General features: G+C 42.3%; 3 protein-coding genes. 2 read left to right on the top strand and 1 reads right to left on the bottom strand.

The window, feature by feature from the left end; all coding sequences use genetic code 11:
* Positions 1–1,170 (top strand): LruC domain-containing protein (locus VSA01S_RS19455; RefSeq protein ID WP_147052775.1); only part of this gene is annotated, 1,170 nt, incomplete at its 5' end.
* Between the two features lie 11 nt (positions 1,171–1,181).
* Positions 1,182–1,619 (top strand): hypothetical protein, encoded by a 438-nt coding sequence (locus VSA01S_RS19460; RefSeq protein ID WP_039983794.1) that lies wholly within the window; start codon positions 1,182–1,184, stop codon positions 1,617–1,619.
* 166 nt (positions 1,620–1,785) lie between these two features.
* Here VSA01S_RS19460 and VSA01S_RS19465 read toward each other — a convergent pair whose 3' ends face one another.
* On the bottom strand, positions 1,786–2,139 hold the full coding sequence (locus VSA01S_RS19465) for a transposase domain-containing protein (protein WP_039983795.1): 354 nt from the start codon (positions 2,137–2,139) through the stop codon (positions 1,786–1,788).
* Positions 2,140–2,617 lie beyond the last annotated feature (478 nt).

Genomic DNA, 2,617 nt, shown 5'->3' on the forward strand with positions numbered 1-2,617 from the left:
GCAAACGGCACACCTGATGACGAAGATGGCGTTGGCTTTGTCACCGCCTTCGAGCTTGGTCAATCAACGACCATCACCGTTGAAGCATCGACCACCGGCTTCTTAAATACATGGATTGACTGGAATGCCGACGGTGATTTTGAAGACAGTGGTGAACAAGTCTTTACTGACCAAGCATTAAGTGCTGGCACCAATACACTTTCGTTAACTACCCCATCTACTGCCAGTGCATCCCAGACTTGGGCTCGCTTCCGTTTCAGTCAGCAAACTGGGCTTGATTACTTTGGTGCATCGACCTCAGGTGAGGTGGAAGATCATCAAATCGTAGTAACATCCAATGGTGAATATGTACGACATTTCCCAAGTGCATCGACTTTTGCCACCGTAGCTTTTGAGGATTTTTGGTCTAAAAAAGGCGACTACGATATGAACGATGTCGTGATGCATTATCGTATTACTGAAACGTTAAAAAATGATGAAGTGATAAAATCTTCTATCTACGGCAAACTGGGGGCCTATGGGGCACACTTCCATAATGGCTTTGCTATCAGACTTAAAGGGCTTGACCCAAGCGATATTGATATGACGACCACCCGTCAATTACACAATGGTGTGCAGTTGGCAAGCAGTGGCTTAGAATCTGGTCTCAGTGATGCCTCTTTCGTCATTTCCTCAGATTTAACCGAGGTCAACGGTAGCAGCTGTGATTTTTATCGAACCGAGAACGGATGTAAAGAAGCGGAAAACTTTACCTTCGAACTTCATATTGAAACCACATCTGGTGCCGATACCAGCGGCCTTATGGCCATGCCATATGACCCCTTTATCATCGCTAATACCAACTCTTACCACAATAATATAACCCCACCTGCTACAGGTAAGCGTTGGGAAGTGCATTTACCAGACCAAAGTCCAACTGAAAAGTTCGACACAGGACTCTTTGCGTTACAGGACGATGACAGTAATCAAACACTAGGCAAGTTCTTTAAGACAGAACTCAATCATCCTTGGGCATTGTTTATTACTTCTGAATGGCAATGGCCAACTGAGAGAACGGACATCTTGAGTGCTTATCCCGACTTCCAAGATTACGCAGAGTCGTCTGGGGTATCTAATCTGGATTGGCATCAAAACCCAGTCTCTGATACCAGCAAGACTTATCAAAAATAAGGAGTAAAGTAATGAAAATTATATTTATTTTTCCGCTCACTCTCTTAATGTTATTCGGCTGTGGGGGTGAAGACCAAAACCGAGGTTCAGCGCCTTCGTATCCTGATACTGGTCAAGCTGAGATTCACTTTGATGATTTAGTGATTGCAGATGGGTACGATTATAACCCGGTGAAATCTCAATCTTTGACTGTAGATATCAGCAGTAGAAGTACGGAGCGGGCGCATGTTTCTGTGTATACCAAGTTTAAAGAAACCAGCCAAGGTCAGTATAAACCAGACTATAAAAGCCAAATTATTTCAAGAGCACTAGAATCTGGTGCTACTGAGCTCGATTTTTCAATCGCAGACTCGCAGCAGGAACTCCTTGCTGAAATTTGGTTTTACGATGGTCAAGCGCCATTGCAATACTACTTTACGCCAGAGAAGGCTGCATGGGTGATGAAGTAGTGCTTAATGCAAAAGAATAAATCGTTATTCAATTAAACCAAAGGCGAGGTTTCCTCGCCTTTTTTGTAAGCAATTTAAATCAATTCATTGACTTCAAGTATCAACACAGGGACCGCCAATTAAAGTGTTCTCTACATATTCGAACAGTATTTTTCAGTGAGGACGGTTATTCGTTTTTTGGTATCTTCCAAGGTAGAAGATGACAATGAGCATCTCCACTTTTCAACTTAGGAAGCTCTCGGAACACGTATTCCAGACATTCATACGGTTTGCAGTCGTTCGCTTTTGTGGTTTCAATGAGACTGTAGTTAATCGCAACCCCAAGCTTACTTTTCGGCGTGACTTGGGAGACCGATTTATCTAACCAAGCTTTGAACGCCTCCATAGTAGGACGACCACGACAAGAATCGGATGACGTATTTCCTTTGCCTTGCTTCGTGTCCTGTTTATCGTCGCTTTCTGTTTCTTCAGTATCGGCATGGCTTTCCGCCTCATTGAACTCTAAATCTTGAGGTGGCATGACCTCACTGCTGGCTCCGTAGCTTTTACGTCGTGCCAGGTTAAGCTTTTCAACCAAAGATTGAATGATTACTTACTCTCACGTAACGACTGGCGAGAAATGAGGACTGCAGATTCAAGTTCAGTGAATCGCTTATCTTTATCAGAAAATAATGCTTATAAGAGCGCAAGTTCATGTTGAGTGAGGTTTTTCTGCATATAAAGAAGACCAGCAGAAACTGGTCTAGTAACAGCTATACGTGTTGGTTTTATTTAAATTATTTGGACAAAAATACGTTATGAAAAGCACAACATTAGCGATCAGTGAATAACTTTTGTATGGCAAGTTCATTATAATAACCATAAAAAGAGCGGCCAAACCGCCGCTCTATTTCTGATTTCAATTCAAAGTAAATCTAATGACTTTAAAATATGTGTTTAGCATAAAGCTCCGGTAACTCATGATCGCGTTTTAAAATTTCTGCTAATCGCTGCTCATA

Origin of the sequence: Vibrio sagamiensis NBRC 104589 (assembly GCF_007990935.1) — a bacterium.
GTDB classification, from domain to species: Bacteria; Pseudomonadota; Gammaproteobacteria; order Enterobacterales; family Vibrionaceae; genus Vibrio; species Vibrio sagamiensis.

Bases quoted from the DNA above. Each gene is read 5' to 3' on its own strand.
- VSA01S_RS19460 (WP_039983794.1), top strand. From the start codon at position 1,182: ATGAAAATTATATTTATTTTTCCGCTCACTCTCTTAATGTTATTCGGC.
- VSA01S_RS19465 (WP_039983795.1), bottom strand. From the start codon at position 2,139: ATGCCACCTCAAGATTTAGAGTTCAATGAGGCGGAAAGCCATGCCGAT.